Source organism: Rubrobacter sp. M3-4, assembly GCF_059772285.1.
In genome coordinates, this window is sequence record NZ_JCBAJP010000022.1 from 1 (window position 1) to 16,239 (window position 16,239).

Annotated in this window: 19 protein-coding genes and 2 riboswitches; of the genes, 11 read left to right on the forward strand and 8 right to left on the reverse strand. The window is 68.7% G+C overall.

Annotated features, from left to right (window positions below):
* From AC6EKW_RS14875 to AC6EKW_RS14910, 8 genes are all read right to left on the reverse strand, one after another.
* A partial coding sequence (locus AC6EKW_RS14875) for a proton-conducting transporter transmembrane domain-containing protein (protein WP_273889393.1) occupies positions 1 to 738 on the reverse strand: 738 nt, incomplete at its 3' end.
* Positions 735 to 1,226: an NADH-quinone oxidoreductase subunit B family protein gene (locus AC6EKW_RS14880; RefSeq protein ID WP_273889394.1), complete on the reverse strand. Its 492-nt coding sequence runs from the start codon at positions 1,224 to 1,226 to the stop codon at positions 735 to 737. The genes AC6EKW_RS14875 and AC6EKW_RS14880, both read right to left, overlap by 4 nt.
* Entirely contained in the window at positions 1,219 to 1,548 is a 330-nt protein-coding gene (locus AC6EKW_RS14885) for a hypothetical protein (protein ID WP_498514816.1), read from the reverse strand. The genes AC6EKW_RS14880 and AC6EKW_RS14885 overlap by 8 nt, the downstream gene beginning before the upstream one ends.
* A gap of 20 nt (positions 1,549 to 1,568) precedes the next feature.
* Positions 1,569 to 3,113 carry a hydrogenase large subunit gene (locus AC6EKW_RS14890; protein ID WP_273889406.1) on the reverse strand — a complete coding sequence of 515 codons (1,545 nt, stop codon included), beginning with the start codon at positions 3,111 to 3,113 and terminating at the stop codon, positions 1,569 to 1,571.
* Between the two features lie 10 nt (positions 3,114 to 3,123).
* Positions 3,124 to 4,593, reverse strand: a complete 1,470-nt coding sequence (locus AC6EKW_RS14895; RefSeq protein WP_273889396.1) for a proton-conducting transporter transmembrane domain-containing protein — start codon at positions 4,591 to 4,593, stop codon at positions 3,124 to 3,126.
* Positions 4,590 to 5,252 (reverse strand): hypothetical protein, encoded by a 663-nt coding sequence (locus AC6EKW_RS14900; protein ID WP_273842956.1) that lies wholly within the window; start codon positions 5,250 to 5,252, stop codon positions 4,590 to 4,592. Before AC6EKW_RS14900 ends, AC6EKW_RS14895 begins: the two co-directional genes overlap by 4 nt.
* A 1-nt stretch (position 5,253) precedes the next feature.
* Positions 5,254 to 6,210, reverse strand: a complete 957-nt coding sequence (locus tag AC6EKW_RS14905; RefSeq protein WP_273842954.1) for a respiratory chain complex I subunit 1 family protein — start codon at positions 6,208 to 6,210, stop codon at positions 5,254 to 5,256.
* Between the two features lie 3 nt (positions 6,211 to 6,213).
* A complete protein-coding gene (locus AC6EKW_RS14910) occupies positions 6,214 to 6,474 on the reverse strand; it encodes a hypothetical protein (protein WP_273842952.1) in 261 nt (86 codons plus the stop codon).
* Between the two features lie 74 nt (positions 6,475 to 6,548).
* A riboswitch (Fluoride riboswitch) is annotated at positions 6,549 to 6,615 on the reverse strand.
* A gap of 89 nt (positions 6,616 to 6,704) precedes the next feature.
* Here AC6EKW_RS14910 and AC6EKW_RS14915 point away from each other — a divergent pair.
* From AC6EKW_RS14915 to AC6EKW_RS14965, 11 genes are all read left to right on the forward strand, one after another.
* On the forward strand, positions 6,705 to 7,448 hold the full coding sequence (locus AC6EKW_RS14915; RefSeq protein WP_498514817.1) for a lipoate--protein ligase family protein: 744 nt from the start codon (positions 6,705 to 6,707) through the stop codon (positions 7,446 to 7,448).
* A 189-nt stretch (positions 7,449 to 7,637) separates the two neighbouring features.
* Positions 7,638 to 8,063, forward strand: a complete 426-nt coding sequence (locus AC6EKW_RS14920; RefSeq protein WP_273842947.1) for a hypothetical protein — start codon at positions 7,638 to 7,640, stop codon at positions 8,061 to 8,063.
* On the forward strand, positions 8,041 to 8,541 hold the full coding sequence (locus AC6EKW_RS14925) for a hypothetical protein (RefSeq protein ID WP_273889398.1): 501 nt from the start codon (positions 8,041 to 8,043) through the stop codon (positions 8,539 to 8,541). Before AC6EKW_RS14920 ends, AC6EKW_RS14925 begins: the two co-directional genes overlap by 23 nt.
* Positions 8,538 to 9,662, forward strand: coding sequence for a HEAT repeat domain-containing protein (locus AC6EKW_RS14930; RefSeq protein WP_273889399.1), 1,125 nt, complete (start codon positions 8,538 to 8,540; stop codon positions 9,660 to 9,662). The genes AC6EKW_RS14925 and AC6EKW_RS14930 overlap by 4 nt, the downstream gene beginning before the upstream one ends.
* Positions 9,652 to 10,302, forward strand: coding sequence for a DUF47 domain-containing protein (locus AC6EKW_RS14935; protein WP_273889400.1), 651 nt, complete (start codon positions 9,652 to 9,654; stop codon positions 10,300 to 10,302). The genes AC6EKW_RS14930 and AC6EKW_RS14935 overlap by 11 nt, the downstream gene beginning before the upstream one ends.
* On the forward strand, positions 10,299 to 10,781 hold the full coding sequence (locus tag AC6EKW_RS14940) for a HEAT repeat domain-containing protein (RefSeq protein ID WP_273889401.1): 483 nt from the start codon (positions 10,299 to 10,301) through the stop codon (positions 10,779 to 10,781). Before AC6EKW_RS14935 ends, AC6EKW_RS14940 begins: the two co-directional genes overlap by 4 nt.
* A gap of 43 nt (positions 10,782 to 10,824) precedes the next feature.
* On the forward strand, positions 10,825 to 12,015 hold the full coding sequence (locus tag AC6EKW_RS14945) for an MFS transporter (protein WP_273889402.1): 1,191 nt from the start codon (positions 10,825 to 10,827) through the stop codon (positions 12,013 to 12,015).
* Positions 12,016 to 12,198: 183 nt separating this feature from the next.
* Positions 12,199 to 13,734, forward strand: coding sequence for a MutS-related protein (locus AC6EKW_RS14950; RefSeq protein ID WP_273889403.1), 1,536 nt, complete (start codon positions 12,199 to 12,201; stop codon positions 13,732 to 13,734).
* Positions 13,731 to 15,221: a MutS-related protein gene (locus tag AC6EKW_RS14955; protein ID WP_273889404.1), complete on the forward strand. Its 1,491-nt coding sequence runs from the start codon at positions 13,731 to 13,733 to the stop codon at positions 15,219 to 15,221. Before AC6EKW_RS14950 ends, AC6EKW_RS14955 begins: the two co-directional genes overlap by 4 nt.
* A 68-nt stretch (positions 15,222 to 15,289) precedes the next feature.
* Positions 15,290 to 15,351, forward strand: a riboswitch (Fluoride riboswitch).
* A 140-nt stretch (positions 15,352 to 15,491) separates the two neighbouring features.
* A complete protein-coding gene (locus tag AC6EKW_RS14960; protein WP_273889405.1) occupies positions 15,492 to 16,178 on the forward strand; it encodes a hypothetical protein in 687 nt (228 codons plus the stop codon).
* A partial coding sequence (locus tag AC6EKW_RS14965; RefSeq protein WP_420542103.1) for a proton-conducting transporter transmembrane domain-containing protein occupies positions 16,153 to 16,239 on the forward strand: 87 nt, incomplete at its 3' end. The genes AC6EKW_RS14960 and AC6EKW_RS14965, both read left to right, overlap by 26 nt.

Sequence of the window (16,239 nt, forward strand, 5' to 3'; positions counted from 1 at the left end):
CAGGTTCAGGATACCTCCGGCCAAAAGCGCTGCGGCGCCGGGCGGGGCCGAGGAGTAGGAGGAGGGGAGCCAGACCTGGAGCGGCACTACCCCGGCCTTGACCGCGAAACCGACGAGCGCGAGGACGAAGGCTGCGCTCGCGTACCCGCCGGAGAGGTGCGAGCGGGCCATCTCCGGGAAGCCGAAGGTGCCGGCCTGCGCGAAGGCCAGGAAGAAGGCCGCGAGGATCATCGCCGTACCCAGCTTCGAGGCGGCCGAGTAGAGGTAGCCGGCGCCGACGCGCCCCTCCCTTCCGTCCTCGAAGGCGACGAGCGCGTAGAACGCCCCGGCCGCGACCTCCCAGAAGAACAGGAAGGCGAAAGCGTTCTCCGAGGCGAAGACCAAAAGCGTCGCGAGGGCCAGAAGATCGTAGAGCGCGGCGTAGGTCCCGCGGCTTCCGCGCACCCGCTGATGCAGGTTGTACACCGAGACCGGCAGCAGCACGAGCCCGGTCGTGAGGACGAAGAACCCGGAGAGCCCGTCGAGCGAGAAGGCGGCCCTGCCGGGCCCGTATCCGAGCTCCACGGAGAGCGTGAAGCCGCCGGCGTAGATCGCCAAAAGCCCGGTGACGATGGCAAGAGCCCCTCCCAGGGCCCCGAGGGTGAGGCCTGCCTGCGCCCCGCGCTTCCCGAAGAGGAGCGAGACGGCGGCGCCGAGCGCGAGCGAGAGCAGGCAGAGGGAGAACATTGTGCCGCTCAAGAGACCCTCCCGGCGACGTGCTCCTCGCGGCCTATCTTCTGCTCGATGCGTCCCAGGGCGAGCAGGATGCCGTGCAGGAGCGAGAGCGGGTGAGGCGGGCTCCCCGGGACGTAGACGTCGACCGGCAGCACCGCGTCCACACCGCCCAGCGTGGCGTACGAGCGGCCGTAGATCCCTCCGCCGCACGCCGGGCTGCAGGCCGCGATCACGACCTTCGGGTCGGGCATCGCCTCGTAGGCCATCTTCAGGGGACGCTCCATCGCCCGGGTCACCGGCCCGGTGACGAGCAGCAGGTCGGCGTGGCGGGGGGAGGGGGTGAAGAAGAGCCCGACGCGGTGCAGGTCGTAGAACGGGTTCTGCAGCGCCTGCACCTCCGACTCGCACGCCCCGCACGAACCGGCGTCCACGTGGCGTACGTGCAGCGAGCGCCCGAACGCACGCACTCGCCCGGCGAGCTCCTCCCGGACCTCCCGCTCCTCCCTAGTCACGGTGCACCACCGTTACGAGGTCCCCGCGGCCTGAGACCGCGAGCTCGAAGTCCGGCTCCATCGTGAAAGCACCCCCGGGTACGGAGGCGCAGAGCCCGCAGCAGATGCAGCGGCCGAGGTCCAGCGTGAGGGTCTTTTCGCTCACCCGGATCGCGCCGGGCAGGCACGCCCTCTCGTATTCCTCCCAGGAGCCTTCCGGGTCCAGCCTCTCCGGGTGGACGACCGGGCGCCCCCGGAAGCCCTCCGGAAGTCGCTCTTCCCTCTGTGGGTAGCGGGTCGTGACCCTTCCTCCGGTGAGCCCCCTGTAGAACCATCCGAGCATGTCGTGCAAACCTCCCGTCTCTAACCGTCGCAGGCTGCCTGCGACATCGCGAACGAGTGCTCCATGAACGCGAAGTCCGTGAGGATCTGACCGTCTATTGTCTTCGCGAAGAGCGGCCAGTTGGCGAAGGAGGCGGTGCGGACCTTCACCCGGTCCAGGGCACCCTCCTCGCCGAAGCGCAGGTAGTAGAGTTCTTCTCCGCGCGCGCCCTCGGCCCAGCCGAGCGCCTCGGCTCCCGGCTCCGGAGCGGGGGAGGCGGCGTGCACCGGTCCCTCGGGCATCCGGCCGTTGGCCTGGCGGATGAGCGAGAACGACTCGTGGGCCTCCCGGAGACGCACGTCGAAGCGGGCATCGGCATCGCCCGCGGATGCCGTCTGTACCTGGAAGTCCAGCTCCGGGTACGCGGCGTAGGGATGGTCCCTGCGGCAGTCGAGGTCGATGCCGGAGCCGCGTGCGACGGGGCCCACGGCGGCGTGGGCTGCGGCGTCCTCGCGCGAGAGCGGGCCGGCCGAGACGATCCGGTCGAGGAACGAGTCGGTTCGCCGCAAGAGTCGCTCGTCGCGGGTGAAGTCGCGCTCTATCCCCGCGAACTCCTCCAGGAGGGCGCCTTCGAGCGCCCCCGGCTCGAACCTGAGCCCGCCGACGCGGTTCACGCCGCGCAGGTAGCGGCTGCCGGTGAGGGCGGCGTTCAGGCGCAGGATGCGCTCCTTGAGGATCGCGAAGCGGGCGTTCGCGACGTTGAGCGAGGCTGCCTCGCACTGCTTCGCGACGTGGTCGATGTGGTTGTAGAGGCGCTCGAGCTCGGAGAGGATCACGCGCCAGTGGCGGGCTCTCGGGGGGACCTCGACGCCGAGGGCCCGCTCCGCGGCCTCGCAGAAGGCGAGAGACTGGGCGAACGAGTCGGTGCCCGAGACCCGCTCGGCGACGAGCGGGGCCTGCTCCAGGGGCACCCCCTCGAAGATCTTCTCCATCCCGCGGTGCTTGTAGAACATGTTGAGGTGGAGCTTGAGGATCTTCTCCCCCGGGGTATCCACGACGAACTGCGCGGACTCGAAGACACCTGAGCGGATGGGGCCGTAGGGTATGTGGGAGACGCCGTCGCCCTCGACGGGATCGCGCATGATGGGCCTCTCCCGTTCGGGGGGCGCGAGCTCCACCTCCTTCTCGCGCGCGAAGCTCTTGCGCAAGGGATGCTCTCCTTCCGGCCAGCCCTCGGGGAGGACGAGGCGTTCCGGGTGGGGGTGTCCCGAGGGGGTGAGGCCGAAGAGGTCTTTCATCTCCCGTTCGGGCCAGTCGGCGGCGGGGAGCTCGAGCGCGAGCGAGCTGAACCGCCCACCCGCGAGCGGGGCCTCGAGGATGAGGTAGGTCCCGCCGATCTCGACGACGGCGTGGAGGTAAAATCGCCCGTCGCGCTCGGAGGCGAACTCGGCGACGAAGCGGGCGTCCTCCTCGACGGCGAGCGCCGGGACCACGTAGGCCAGGCGCTCGGGGGGCATCGAGAGGTGCAGCCCGCCCCAGCGCGTGCGCTCCGGACGCTCGCCGGTTCTCCGTTCGATCCTCGCCATCTCGTCCAAGCTAGAGACCTCCCACGATCACGCTCGCCGCGTCGCGCAGGACCGCGCTCAAAGCATCCGGCACCCACAGTCCGAGGCCGAGGACGAAGACGAGATCCAGGGCCATCGCCGCGACCATCCAGCGCGAAGCCTCGCCCGGCTTCGCCCCCTCCGGAGGTTCCCCGAGCGCCATGCGGTTCGCGTAGCGGAAGAGCCCGAGGAAGCCCAGGTTCACCAGCGCCAGAAGGAGGACGGCCGGGACGAGCAGGACCCCGGGCTCCGAGAAGCCCCCCGCCAGGATCAGGAACTCGCTGCGGAAGATCCCGAACGGCGGCAGCCCCCCGATCGCCATCCCGGCCGCCAGGAACAGCACGGCGGTCGCGGGGATGAGGTGGATGATCCCGCGGGTCTTCGCGGTCTCGCGGGTGCCGAGCTTCTTCAGGATGCTCCCGGCCCCGAAGAACGCCATGCTCTTGGTCGCGGCGTGGGTGATCACGTGCAGCGCGACCCCGTAGAGCGCGAGCGGGGTGGCGAACGCCGCGCCGACGGCCAGGACCCCCATGTGCTCGATCGAGGAGTAGGCGAACAGGCGCTTGAAGTCGCGCTGGATCAGCACGAAGAACCCCGAGAGGACGAGCGAGGCGACCCCGAAGACGAAGAGCACGGTCTTCGGGAAGCCGAACCCTACGGCGTGGCCCGTGATCCCGTAGAAGCGGAAGATGGCGTACATCGCGTCGGCGAGAAGCGCCCCCGAGAGCAGCGCGGAGACGGGGGTCGGACCTTCGGAGTGGGCGTCTGGGAGCCAGGTGTGCATCGGGACGAGCCCGGCTTTGGTCCCGAAGCCCACGACCGCGAGCAGGAAGGCCAGGCGCACGGTGTCCGGCTGGAGCTTCGGGGCCGCCGAGAGCAGCACGGTCCAGTTCGGATCGTACCCCTCGCCGAGGGTGTTCGTCCCGCTCGCGTACAGGAGGACCACCGCGAGAAGCGCGAGCGCGAGCCCGGAGGAGGCTATGAGCACGTACTTCCAGGCCGCCTCCAGCGAAGCGGCGGTCCCCTCCAGCGCGACCATGAGCGCGGAGACTATCGTGGTCAGCTCGATGGCGACCCAGATCACGCCCATGTCGTCCGTCGCGGGGACGAGGAGCATCGTGAACGCGAAGAGGTTCAACAGCGCGTAGAAGTTGCGGGCGTAGCGGGGAAAGCCCGCCGTGTTCTCCTCGCTCCTGAGGTATCCGATCGAGAAGACGGCGCTCGTCGCGTAGACGAGCGCGACCGCGAGGAGCAGCACGACGCTCAAGGGGTCGGCGTAGAGGAGGCCGCCGAAGGCCGAGACCCTGCCTCCGCCCGTTCCTACGAGCGATGCGGCGAGGGCGAGCGTCGTCACCGCACCCGCGACGGTGAGCACCTGCGAGAGGCGCGGCAGCGGCGAGAGGTAGCTGACGAGACCGAGGACGAGCGGGATCGTGACCAGCGCAGCGAGGACGTAGATCATCCCTTGAGCTCCTTCAGCGGGGTCGTCGTCACGGTCGCCCGCCGGACCGCGAGCAGGCGCACCAGGACGCCGAAGACCAGCACGGCCATGAGTACGTCGAAGAGGATCAGGAGCCCCACCAGCAGCGGCAACCCCGGGGCGATGGCGACGGTGCCGAGGAAGATGCCGTTCTCGAGCGTCAGGATCCCGACGAGCTGCGAGATCGTGTTCAGCCGGGTGACCATGAAGAAGAACCCGATCAGGACGACCGCGAGCCCCAGCGCGAAGGAGGTGTGCGGCAACAGCGGCCCGTGCAGCGGGAGCCGGAGCGCGGCGGCGTAGGCGAGACCGGTGAGCGCGAGCGCTGCGAGCAGGGAGGAGGGGACCCCGACGGCGAGCGGGATCTCGACCTCGGCGTGCTCGTCCAGGTCGCGGGTGAAGCGCATTATGAGCGCCGGGACGACGAAGACCTTGGCCACGACCGTCACGGCGGCGAGCACGTAGAGCTCGAAGTTTCCGCTCGTGATCCCGGCCAGCGCGGAGAACGCGGCGACGAAGAGCGACTCGAAGGCGTAGAGGGCGGCGTGGCCGTGGATCGCGCGCGAGCGCAGAAGCCCGAACTGCATCAGGACGACCAGCACCGCCGAAAACCCGCCGAGGGCGTCGAGCGCCTGCTGCATGCTACCTTCCTCCCAGGTAGAACGTCACGATCGCGAGCACCGAGAGGATGAACCCGGCGCCCATGAACTCCGGGATCTTGAAGAGCCTCAGCTTCGAGAACGAGGACTCGATCGCGACGACGACCGCCGCGACGACCATCATCTTGGCCAAAAGCGCGAGGAGCGCGACGAGCACGCTCGAGGGGCTCCCGTCGTGGGAGAGACCCCAGGGAAAGACCAGGATGTTCAGGAAGACCGTGTAGAGCAGAAACTGTTTCATCGCCGAGCCCCACTTCAGAAGCGCCATCTCGGGGCCGGAGTGCTCGAAGATGCGTGCCTCGTCTATCATGCCGAACTCGAGCGTCGAGGAGTGGCTCTCTATCGGGATGCGCCCGGTGTCTACCAGGATCATCAGGAAGAACGCCGCGACCGAGAGCACGTGGGTCGGGGAGAAGACCGCCCCCCACGAACTCCTGAGCGTCTCGCCCATCACGTAGGGGAGATCGGTCTTGCTGATCAGGGCGACCGTGAAGAACACGAAGATGAGCGTCGGTTCGGCGAGCACGCTGACCATCATCGCCCGGCTGGAGCCGAGCCCGGCGTAGGGGCTGCCGGAGTCGAGCCCGGCGAGCGCGACGGCGAAGGCGGCCAGAGAGAGCACGAACGCCCCGCCCAGGATGTCCCCCATGTACCCTAAGGGGAGCCCGAAGCTCGTCAACACCGGGATGAGCATCGCGACGGTCATGTAGCAGGCGAACGCGACGTAGGGGGCGAGCGTGAAGACGGGCGAGACGCCTTCCGGCACCGAGCGTCCCTTGTGGAAATACTTCCAGATGTCGTAGTAGGGCTGAAGCACGCTGGGGCCCCTGCGCGCCTGCAGCATCGCCTCGACCCGCGAGATGACGCCGCTTACGAGCGGGGAGAAGACGAGCAGGGTGAGTACCTGCAAAATCTGCAGGACGACCGGAGGGAGCGTCACCTGCTAGACCGCCTCCCTGCGCGAGGCCAGCTCCTCCAGGTAGCAGACCTCGCAGATTATCTCCGTCCTTCTCGCCCGTCGGCGCGGCGGGCTCATCAGCCCCACCGGACGCCGCGCCTCGGGGTAGACCATCCTCACCGCGTGCCCCCTGCAGACGAAGGCCCCGCAGCGGTGGCACACCGCCACCGCCGGACCTTCCTCTCCCTCGCAGAGAAAGCAGGCCCCAGGGGCTGGAGATCCGCCGGTATAGCGCTCTTCATCCATCACCACGCTCCTCTCCGTCATCTTCCCGACCGGCGCGGGAGAGGAGGCAAAAGAAAGGCCCCTACTCCACGCGCCGTGGAGTAGAAGCCATCAGCACGCCACCGCGTGCGGTTTCGGGCGGGCTCCATCGCCCATTCGGTTTGACACCGGGCGCAAATATACACGCATCGTCGGCAGGTTGCAATGTGGTTGTGCCTGCTTGAAGGAGCTTGCGCTGTAGAATGACCCCGGTGCAGGTTCTGCTGAACGAAGGTTTCGAGGACGCCGCCTGCGGCTACGCTCTGGGCTCGGTGCTCTTCGAGCAGGTCGCTGCGGGCAGGCGCCCGGCGACGCTCTCGATCACGCCCTCCACCCGGCACGTCGGCGTGACCCGGCGCGACGTGCGCCGGGAGGGTTTCGAAGAGGCCGTACGCGCCGCCCGGGAGGAGGGATATCCGGTGCTGGTGCGTTCTGCGGGAGGGGGTGCGATCGCGGCTTCGGAGGGCACGTTCGGGTTCTCGATCGTAAGCCCGGACGGGCGGGACATGGACCCGATGGAGCGCTACGAGCTGGCCTCCTCCCTGCTCCTCGGCACCCTCTCGCGCTTCGGCATCGCGGCGGAGGTCGGGGAGGTCAGGGACGAGTTCTGCCCCGGCGACCACAGCGTCCGCGTCGGGGGATACCGGGAGGGGATGAAGATCTGCGGGATCGCCCAGCGGATCACCCGCGACGCCGCGAGCGTCGGGGGGATCGTGATCGTCGAGGGCGAGGAGGAGCTGGCGCGGGTGCTCTCGCGGGTCTACGGAGCGATGGGGTTGCCGCTGCGGCCGGGGTCGGTCGGGAGCCTGCGGCGCGCCGGAAGCCGGGCTCCCCTGGACGAGGTCGTCGAGGCGCTCGCCTCGGAGGCCCTGGAGCGCTTCGGGGGCGAGCGCGTCCGGCTCGACGAGGGGACCCGTGCCCTGGCCGCGGCTCGCGCGGACGAATACGGGGTGTAGAGGGTCTCGCTGGTATAATGAGGCGTGTAAGCGCGATGGGGTTCGCGCGGCGGCCGGAAGAGCCGCCGAACCGCCTCTTCTCCACGAGGCTGACGGTCCCTGGTGCTCCCGTACGAGAGGAAAGGAGACCGCTTTTGGGGGACCGCAGATCTTCGACCGCCGACCACTCCCCGACCGGAGGTCGTCCGGATGAGCGGTGAGGTCTCGCACGTCGAGGTCGCGCCGCCGGAGGCGCTCCTCGAGAGGCTCGGCGCCGCGCTCGAGAGCGAGGAGGAGTACCCGAGGGAGCGTGATCTCTTCTCCTACGTCTTCCTGCTCGGCCTCGCCCTGAGCGAGCTCGACGCCCGGCCGGAGGACGACCCAGAACAGCTCTACCAGGAACTCGCCGACTACCAGGGAGCCTACGCCCGGCTGCACCACTCCCTGGCGGAGGCCGCCCGCGACGACCAGACCGGCAGGATGATCAACTCCGCCCTCAGGCGTGAGGTCGCGGCGACCAGGGAGTACCTGATCCCGCGGCTCGAGAGCGAGCGGGAGCGCCTCGGGAGGCGCCGGGAGGCTCTGCGCATGGCCCTTGCGGAAAGGAGGCGGCGTGCAGATAAGGGTGATGTCTGAGGCCATCCGCAGGCTCGAGACGCTGGGTCTCTCCGCCGAAGAAGTCTTCGAGCGCGGGGCGCGCTCGTACCTGGAGCAGCCGAAGGTGAAGAAGCTCGCGATGGAGGGGAGCGCGAAGGAGCGTCTCGAGAACCTCGTCCTCATGCTGGCGCAGACCCGCGCCTCCTACGAGGTGCTCGAACTGTGGCAGGCCACGGAGGGCCGCGAGTACGCCTCCGGGCGCGACGAGTACACCGACCTCGCCGGTGAGCTCGAAAAGATGGAGAAGCAGACCGTACGGCCCCTGAGGGAGGAGATAGAAGCCCTCGCCCGCGAGGTCGCCCTCCTCGAGGAGGAGCTCAGGCGAAGGGGAGAGGACCCGGACCGGATAGAGCCCCCCTTCCCGAAGAGCGTCACCCGCCCGGTGTTCGAGATGGAGGCCCCCGAAGAGCCTCGGGGGTTCTTCGGGGGCCTCTGGCGCAGGCTGACCTCCCGATGAAGAGCCGAATCGGGGACGTCGGACGGCTGGTGGAGCGGCTGCGCAGCTGCGAGCTCGCCGAGGTGGACGAACTCGCCCGGGCCTTCGAGTCCCTCGGCGTCACGGAGGTTCCCGAGGGGATCGAGGAACTGGCGCGCAGCGGCGATTACACCCGCCGCTACGCCGCCGCGGTGTGCGGTGGGGCCATCGGCGACGGGAGGTTTCTCGGGGATCTGCTCGTCCTCGCCTCGGACGAGGTGGGGCTGGTGCGGCGGGCGGCGGCGCGCTCGCTCGGGAGGCTCGGGGACCGTGGGGCGGTGCCGGCGCTCGTCTTCCTCGCCCGCGACCGTGACCCGCAGGTAAGGGCGGAGGCAGCCCGCTCGCTGGGAGGACTCGGTGCGGGGGAGAGGGTCCTCCGGGAGCTCGTGCGCGACCGGTCCTGGAGCGTACGCCGGGTGGCGCTTTGGGCCCTCGCAGAGGTCGCGGGGGAGAGGGCGGCCGGGGTGCTCGAAGAGGCTCTCGAGGATCCCGAGCCCCGGGTGCGGGAGGCGGTGGTGCCGCTGCTCGTACGCGTGCATCACCTCGAGCCCGTCTTCGAAGCTCTGGCCTGTGACCCCAGCACCGACGTGCGCCGGGTGGCGGCGGAATCGCTCGCCCGCTCGAAGGCCCACCGGGCGGCGCCACCGCTCTTCGAGGCGCTCTGTCGGGAGGGGCCGGGGCTCAGGCCGTACGCCCTCCGCGCCCTTCATGAGATCCTCGGCGAGGGGGCCGGGGCCTTCCTCGCCGGTCTTCTACGTTCTCCGCAGGCCGAAGAGCGCCGCGCCGCGGTCGACGCCCTGGCCTGGCTCGGGGCCCGAGAGCAGGCCCCTGAACTCCTGCCGCTCCTGGAAGATCCCGATCCCGAGGTCCGCTTCGCCGCGGTGCGGGCCGTGGGGGATCTCGAGGCGCGCGAGGGACTCTTGCCGCTCTACGCGCTCCTCAGAGGGGAGGATCCCGGGTTGCGCAACGCGGCGGCCCGGGCGCTCTCGAAGGTGCCGGGCGCGTTCGCGTTGCTGCGGGAGGCCGCGGAAGACCCGCGGCCGGAGGTCGCTCAGGCCGCGCTCGGCGCGCTCGCGACGCGGGGAAGAGCGGATGCCCGGTGAGACGGAAGGGAAGCGAGGCCTCGCCGGCGGGGCCGTGCTGGAGGCCCTCTCCGACCTCGTGGAGGATTTCGTCGCAGGGGCGCGGCTTCTGCACGCCACCTTCGTCGACCCTTCTCGGATGGCCTCTCACGCCACATACATAGACTCACTGGAGCGGGCCTCCGACCTCACCATCGCACAGATGCTCGGTGCGGCCGAGAGGTCCGGAGACGGTCACCCTTTCGGCGGGGTCCGGCTCATCATCCTCTCCCAGCACCTCGACGCCGCGATGGACGCGCTGGAGGAGATCTCGGACCTCATGCGGATCTACCACCGCTTCGAGATAGTCCCGACCGATCAGTCGGTCAGGCTGGCCTCTTACCTGCGGCGGATCTCGGAGGAGCTGTCGCTCTGCGTCGAGGGCGTGAAGAGAGGAGAGGACATAAGCGAGCGTGTGCGCGCGGCGGCCGCCGTGGAGAACGAGGCCGACGTCGCCTACCGGGCGGCCCTCACGGCCCTGCTGGTGCTCGGAGCCGACCCCGTCCAGACGATGCGCTGGAAGGACATCTACGACCGGCTCGAGGAGGCAATCGACCGCTGCGAAGATGTTGCGCAGTTTCTGGGCGGGGTGATGTACGGAGCGGAGGGGATGGAGGGGTGAGCTGGCTCTACTGCCCGCGGTGTTACGAGGTCAACGGTCGGGAGGCGAAGTACTGTGCCCGCTGCGGTGCTCCGTTGCGGAGCGAGACGGGGGAGACCTACGTCGAGAGGCTCATCTGGGCGCTACACCACCCCCAGGGGGAGACCGCGGTGCGGGCGGCTGGCATCCTGGGCAAGCTCGGCGCGGTCGAGGCGGTGGAGCCTCTGAGCGAGCTGGTGGAGGATGATGCGGCCGACCCGTACCTGAGGGCGGCCGCCGTGAGCGGTCTGGGGGCCATCGGCGACGAGCGGGCCAGAAAGACGCTGGAGAATGCCCTGCGGAATGGTCCGGTCCAGGTCCGGCTCGCCGCGGTCGATGCGCTCGAGAGGCTCGGTCCAGCCGAAGGGACGCTCGATCTCCTCCGCGAGGTGAGCCGGGAAGGGGGCGGACGGGTCGGCGAAGCCGCCAGGGATCTCCTCGCCCGGTGGTCCGGCCGTTGATCGGGTCGCCGGGTTGCGGGATGATGGAAGGGGTGATCCCGGCGTGAGAAAAGCTCGCCCAGGTAGGGGAAGGGAGGCCTCCGCGGCACTCTCCTTCGTCGTCCTCATAGGCGTCTTGAGCCTGTTCGCGGACATGACCTACGAGGGAGCCCGGGGTATCTACGGGCCCTTCCTCGCCACCTTCGGCGTCTCCGGGGCGCTCGTCGGGTTCGTCTCCGGGCTCGGGGAGCTCGCGGGCTACGGTGTTCGGCTGCTCTCGGGTTACCTGAGCAGCCGCACCGGCCGCTACTGGCTCATCACGGGGGTGGGGTACGTGGTGAATTTGCTCGCCGCGCCGCTTCTGGCGCTTGCGGGAGACTGGCAGCTCGCCGCGGCCCTGATCGTCCTGGAGCGTATAGGCAAAGGCCTGAGGAACCCGCCGCGCGACGCCATGCTCTCCCACGCCGGCACGGTCATCGGGCAGGGGTGGGCGTTCGCGCTGCGCGAGGCCCTCGACCAGACCGGGGCTCTCGTGGGACCGCTCGCCGTGGCCGCGATCCTCTACCTGGGCGGTAGCTACCACCTCGCCTTCGCCTTCCTGGCCGTACCCGCCGCGGTCTCGCTGCTCGTCCTCCTGCAGGCCAGGCTGCGCTACCCCAACCCCCGCAGCATGGAGCGGACAGGAGAGGCGTTCGCGCAGAAAGACGTGGGGAGCAGGCTCCCCGCCGCCTTCTGGACTTACCTCGGGGCCATGATGCTCGTCGCGCTCGGGTACGCGGACTTCGGCCTGATCTCCTTCCACCTCGCCTCGGAGACCTCCGGCAGCCTCATCCCGATCCTCTACGCGGTGGCGATGGCGGTCTCCGGCGCTTCGGCGCTCCTCTTCGGCCGCTGGTTCGACCGGGGTGGGATGCCCGTCCTGGCGCTCGCGGTCGTGATCTCCGCGTTCTTCGCGCCGCTGGCTTTTCTCGGGGGGATTGGGGCGGCGGCCACCGGCGTCGTCCTCTGGGGGGTGGGGATGGGCATACAGGACTCGCTGATGAGCGCCCCGGTCGCCGGGATGATCCCCACCACGAGGAGGGCCTACGCCTACGGCGTCTTCAGCGCCTGCTACGGCGTCGCCTGGTTCGTCGGGAGCTGGCTTCTCGGCGTGCTCTACGACCACTCGGTCATGGGGCTCGTGGCGTTCTCAGTCGTGGTGCAGCTCCTCGCCGTGCCGGTGTTGCTCGCCACCCGCAGGGCGGCCGGAGGTTGATGGGCTCCCGGGGCATGGCTACAATCCCCTTGCGGCGGCCAACCCGCCGATGCGATGAGGCTCGCACCGGCCGCAGAGCTCTCTCTGCGGCTCCTGCCGGCGGAGCCGGCTGATGGCCTCTACCGGTTTCCCCGACCGGTGGGGGCCTTTCTGTTTGGCCTCCACCCGGAGGAGGTGAGAGGGATGGAGAAGACCTTCCAGAGCATACTCTTCGAGGATAGAAGGGCCGGAGAGCTCCGGGCCGCGGAGCCCACCTTCTTCTCCGACTTCCGTCTCGATGCGGTGGTGGAGGAGCTTCTCTCGGGCAGGGAGGAATACGACCTCGCTCCGTTCTTCCACACCCCTCTACGCGAGCCCGGAGAGGTCACCTACCGGCAGGAGGTGGCGCGTGATCTCGAGCGCGGTGAGGTGCGGGAAGTGGTGGAGGACTTCGCCCGGCGCATGCGGGCGATGCGCGAGTGCCTTTCCCTCGCCGGGAAGCTCCACCACGAGCTGCAGAAGCAGCGCTGGTTCCTGGACGCCGCCGGTGTCTACTGCGAGGCCGTCCGCTCTCTGGCCCGGGAACTCCCGCAGCGGGAGCCCGCCTCGCGCGGTCTGCGGGCGCTGAGCGACTACCTCGCCGGCTACGCCGGCTCGGAGGAGTTCTCCGGGCTCGAAGAGGAGGTGCGCGCGCTGCGGGAGGACCTGGCCGGGGTCGTCTACACGGTACACATAAGAGGCAACCGGGTCAGGGTCGACACCTACGAGGGCGAGGAGGACTACGGGGACGAGATCGAGAGGGTCTTCGCCCGGTTCGCGCGCGGCGCGGCGAAGGACCACCGGGTGCGCTTCCGCGATCCCCCGGAGTTGGGCCACGTCGAGGAGCGCATCCTGGAGCTCGTCGCCCGGCTCAATCCGGACGTCTTCGGGAGGCTGGACGAGTTCTGCAGACGCCGCCGCGATTACCTGGACGAGACCGTCGCGGCGTTCGACCGCGAGGTGCAGTTCTACCTCGCCTACCTGGAGTACGCCGGGCGCTTCAGGGAGGCGGGCCTCCCGTTCTGCTACCCGGAGGTCTCCGAAGAGGTGGGGGAGACGAGGGTCGAGGAGGGATTCGACCTCGCGCTCGCCGCCTCGCTTCTGCGCGAGGGGGGATCGGTGGTGAAAAACGGCTTCCACCTGCGCCACCCGGAGCGCATCCTGGTTGTCACGGGGCCGAACCAGGGCGGCAAGACCACCTTCGCCCGGATGGTCGGACAGCTGCACTACCTGGCGAGCCTGGGGCTCCCGGTCCCGGCCGCCGAGGCCCACCTTCACATCCCCGATGCGATCTTCACCCACTTCGAGAGGGAGGAGGGCGTCGAGCGGCTGCGGAGCAAACTCGAAGACGATCTCGTGCGGCTGCACGAGATCCTGCGGGAGGCCACCGGGGAGAGCCTCATCGTCCTGAACGAGAGCTTCAGCTCGACGACGCTCGAGGACGCCGCCCGCATCGGGACCGACCTGCTCGGGCGGATCGAGAGGCTCGGGGCGCTGTGCGTCTGCGTCACGTTCATCGACGAGCTGGCCACCCTCAGGGAGGAGACCGTGAGCATGGTCGGGACCGTGGACCCCGAAGACCCGTCCGTGCGGACCTTCCGGATCGTGCGCAAGCCCCCCGAAGGGCTCGCCTACGCGCTGGCGCTCGCCCGCAAGTACGGGCTCACCTACGAGGATCTCAAGAGGAGGGTGAAGAGATGAGGGTGCTCCTCATGCACCGCGACCGCGACTTCGACCCGGGAGGCGGGCTGCCGGAGAACACGGAGGATCTCACGCGGGACCTCGGCCTCCAGCCGCTCCTGCAGGCGATGGCCTCGGGGGACGACTTCGTGTACGAGGTCGCCAGGAAGGCGCTACTCGATGGGCTCTCCGAGCCGGAGGAGATACTCTACCGCCAGCGGGCGCTCGCCGACTGCCTCGAGGAGGCGGAGGTCGTGAGGGAGATCCATCGCGTCGCGATCGAAGCCATCGAAGGCGAGCGGAAGGTCTTCGTGGGCCTGCTTCACGACTCCCCGCGCTCGATACTCAACCGTGCGGTCCAGGTTCTCGGGATGTTCCTCGGGCACCTGAGGAGGCTCAGGGGCCTCGCCGACGAGCATGCCGGGAGCTTCTCTTCGGAGGCCTTCGGCAGGTTCTTCGAGATGGTCCGGCGGGATCTCTCGGACGACTACCTCGCCGAGGTCGAGCGGCACCTGGGGGAGCTCGAGTTCGGCCGTGGGATGCTCTTCAGCGCGCGCCTCGGCCGGGGCAACAGGGGGAGGGACTACGTGCTGAGGGTCCCGAGGCGTCAGCGCCTCCTCGAACGCCTCCCGTTCGGCGACCGCTCCGGCTACGGCTTCACCGTCCCGGACCGCGACGTGAGCGGCTTCCGGGCCCTGGACGAGCTCTCCGACCGGGGGCTCAACCGCGTCGCCGACGTCACGGCCCGCTCGGCGGACAACATCCTCGGTTTCTTCGAGCTTTTGCGCGCCGAGCTCGCCTTCTACGTCGGGTGCCTCAACCTGCGTGACCGGCTCGCGGCCAGGGGGGAGCCGCTCTGCTTCCCCACCCCCGAGCCCATCGAAAAGAAGGCGCTCTCGGCCCGCGGGCTCTACGACGTCTCCCTCAGCCTGAGCGTCGAGGGGCGCGTCGTCGGCAACGATATCGACGCCGACGGCAAAGGGCTCGTGATGATCACGGGCGCCAACCAGGGCGGCAAGTCCACCTTCCTGCGCAGCGTGGGGCTCGCACAGTTGATGATGCAGTGCGGGATGTTCGTGCCCGCCGGGTCCTTTCGCGCCAGCATCTGCTCGGGGGTGTTCACCCACTACCGCAGGGAGGAGGACGAGCGGATGCGCAGCGGCAGGCTCGACGAGGAGCTCGGGAGGATGGGGAGGATCGCGGAGCGCATCGGGCCCGGCGGCATGCTGCTGTGCAACGAGTCGTTCTCCTCGACCAACGAGCGGGAGGGCTCCGAGATGGCCCGTCAGGTCGTCCGGGCGATGGTCGAGTCCGGCGTGCGGGTCTTCTTCGTCACCCACCTCTACGACCTGGCTCGCAGCCTCTACGATAGGAGGGACGGAGGGATGCTCTTTCTGCGCGCCGAGCGTCTCCCGGACGGCTCGCGCACCTTTCGTCTTCTTCCCGGCGAGCCCCTGCCGACGAGCTACGGGTGGGACTCCTACCGGCGTATCTTCGAGGTTGCCTGAGGTGTTCCGGAGCGCCTGCCTGCTGGGATGTCGTGTAGAACTTAACTTTGAAGGCGCTGTATGATATAAACCTTCCAGGCGATGAAGCCCGCTTAACCGCGCCTCTGGTGCTGATGGCTTCTGCTCCGGCCGGAGCAGGAGCCTTTGCTTTCCCTCCTCTCCGACCGATCTCAAAGAGAAGAGGGAAGGGTTATGGCGCTGGAGCGATCCGATGTGTGAAAGTGAAAAAATCCGTCATCTGCTGTATCGCACTATCCGGAGGGTTGGTCGATGAGCGGAATCCTCTTTTGGGCTTCGACGCTTTCTCTGGTTCTTGGTGCTGTGGTTTCTGTTTTTAGAAGAAAGCGCTCTTCTGCTCAGCTGGCCTTCGTGCTTGGAGCAGTGGGAGGGGCCTTCGCGATCACCACCGGGCTTCTGGCCATCTTTGGGCACGGGTTCGGGGCTGTCTTTACCCTAGGGTATGGACTGGGGCTTGCAACCGTTTCATTGGGAGGATTCTCGGGACTCTTCGTGCTCACTGCCGGATTCGTGCTGCTGCCGACCTCGATCTACGCCCTCGGCTACGAGGTCGAAGGCCCTAGATGGGCCTACGCCGCGCTCTACGATTTGCTGATGATGGCGGCTCTGCTCCTGTTCGTCTCCGATCACGAGTTTCTCTTCCTGTTCTTCTGGGAGCTGGCCGCGATCTTGTTTTACGGCCTGGTCGTCTTCGAGGACGGAAGGGAGGGGCGCGTCGACGCCGGCTACCTCTACTCGGCCGCCTCGAAGCTGGGGACCGCTCTTATCTTCGCCGCTTTCTTTCTCGCTTTCGTAAAGAGTGGAACCTTCGCCTTCTCTGGCATTGAGGGTGCATATATATCACCCATCACCCCCGTACTCCAACGCGATATTCCTGCTCTCGTTTATCGGGTTTGGGTTGAAGGCGGGCGTGGTGCCGCTCCAGGTCTGGCTTCCTGACGCCCACTCCAAAAGCCCAAAGCCTGTGTCTGCGCTTCTGGCCGGGGTCATTTTGACCTTC

What these genes read in the sequence shown, in the direction of transcription:
- AC6EKW_RS14885 (WP_498514816.1), bottom strand. Translation starts at nt 1,548, where the DNA reads ATGCTCGGATGGTTCTACAGGGGGCTCACCGGAGGAAGGGTCACGACC.
- AC6EKW_RS14890 (WP_273889406.1), bottom strand. Translation starts at nt 3,113, where the DNA reads ATGGCGAGGATCGAACGGAGAACCGGCGAGCGTCCGGAGCGCACGCGC.
- AC6EKW_RS14895 (WP_273889396.1), bottom strand. Translation starts at nt 4,593, where the DNA reads ATGATCTACGTCCTCGCTGCGCTGGTCACGATCCCGCTCGTCCTCGGT.
- AC6EKW_RS14900 (WP_273842956.1), bottom strand. Translation starts at nt 5,252, where the DNA reads ATGCAGCAGGCGCTCGACGCCCTCGGCGGGTTTTCGGCGGTGCTGGTC.
- AC6EKW_RS14910 (WP_273842952.1), bottom strand. Translation starts at nt 6,474, where the DNA reads ATGGATGAAGAGCGCTATACCGGCGGATCTCCAGCCCCTGGGGCCTGC.
- AC6EKW_RS14920 (WP_273842947.1), top strand. Translation starts at nt 7,638, where the DNA reads ATGAGCGGTGAGGTCTCGCACGTCGAGGTCGCGCCGCCGGAGGCGCTC.
- AC6EKW_RS14930 (WP_273889399.1), top strand. Translation starts at nt 8,538, where the DNA reads ATGAAGAGCCGAATCGGGGACGTCGGACGGCTGGTGGAGCGGCTGCGC.
- AC6EKW_RS14935 (WP_273889400.1), top strand. Translation starts at nt 9,652, where the DNA reads ATGCCCGGTGAGACGGAAGGGAAGCGAGGCCTCGCCGGCGGGGCCGTG.
- AC6EKW_RS14950 (WP_273889403.1), top strand. Translation starts at nt 12,199, where the DNA reads ATGGAGAAGACCTTCCAGAGCATACTCTTCGAGGATAGAAGGGCCGGA.
- AC6EKW_RS14955 (WP_273889404.1), top strand. Translation starts at nt 13,731, where the DNA reads ATGAGGGTGCTCCTCATGCACCGCGACCGCGACTTCGACCCGGGAGGC.
- AC6EKW_RS14960 (WP_273889405.1), top strand. Translation starts at nt 15,492, where the DNA reads ATGAGCGGAATCCTCTTTTGGGCTTCGACGCTTTCTCTGGTTCTTGGT.